The sequence below is a fragment of the Oleiphilus sp. HI0125 genome (assembly GCF_001635355.1).
Genome location: NZ_LWGF01000011.1, coordinates 1 through 918, shown reverse-complemented (window position 1 = coordinate 918; position 918 = coordinate 1). Strand labels below are relative to the sequence as shown.

The following is a 918-nucleotide window of genomic DNA, read 5'->3' as shown; positions in this document are numbered from 1 at the left end:
ACAGCATTTTTTCTGACTCGAAATACTCAGCCGCGCCTTCGCTATTTGATCCAAGAGGAATCGCTCGCAATCGCGGCACACCGGTCGCATACACGATGTCTTTAATACCAATAGCGGGGTCGCTAAGGTAATCGGTAATGCCTATCTCTGCTTCACCAAAAATCAAGTTCTGTGCATACGGCGAGTAGAGATTTGCATCTAGAACCAAGCTAGTTTTGGCCTTATCTAGCGCAAACACAGAGGCAAGGTTCTGCGTCACATAACTACCGCCACCACCGTGGCTCACAGAACTAACCATGCATACAAAGTTTTTCTTTTTTTGATGCTGCAGTAACTGCGTTCTTAGCTCCCGAAATATATTAAGCACTTGAGGGCTATTCATACCCGGGTAAATCAGCTTTCTTTCATCTAACTCTTGTTGAGTGAACTTATCCACTTCTTCCATTTGATCAATACGTGGATTCGATTCTGATACAGCCGCTTTGGTCAACTCGCTCACAGTAACACTCCCATATGAAACGCCACAGCTAAGCCTGTATAGGCTGCAAAAATAGCCAGCGCCAAGATTCCACAAACGACCATATCACTGCGTCTCAAACGCTGTGTAAGCGGTGTATTCACATGAGGAATAACAGCTAATACGCGTGCATCCATAGCATAAATAGATGATGCAAAGCGGATTCTCGGATCAAGCAGTACATAGGCAACAGCTAAGCCGATCACGAACAATATTCCTAACACTGGACCAACTAATACAAAATGTATAAAACGTAAACCAGAGGGCATCAAAGGCGGCAAGGGTGGCTCTTGAATTCGATACGTCACACCCTGCCCCTCGATATTCAAGGTCATTGAGAGACGGGCCTTCTCTTTACGCTCGAGCATGTCTTCATAAATTTTCTTGGTCACATCGTAGTC

2 pseudogenes are annotated in these 918 nt (G+C 45.2%); both read right to left on the bottom strand.

The window, feature by feature from the left end:
• A pseudogene (locus A3762_RS00520) lies at positions 1 to 499 on the bottom strand (hypothetical protein); the annotation flags it as partial.
• A pseudogene (locus A3762_RS26750) lies at positions 496 to 918 on the bottom strand (hypothetical protein); the annotation flags it as partial. The pseudogenes A3762_RS26750 and A3762_RS00520, both read right to left, overlap by 4 nt.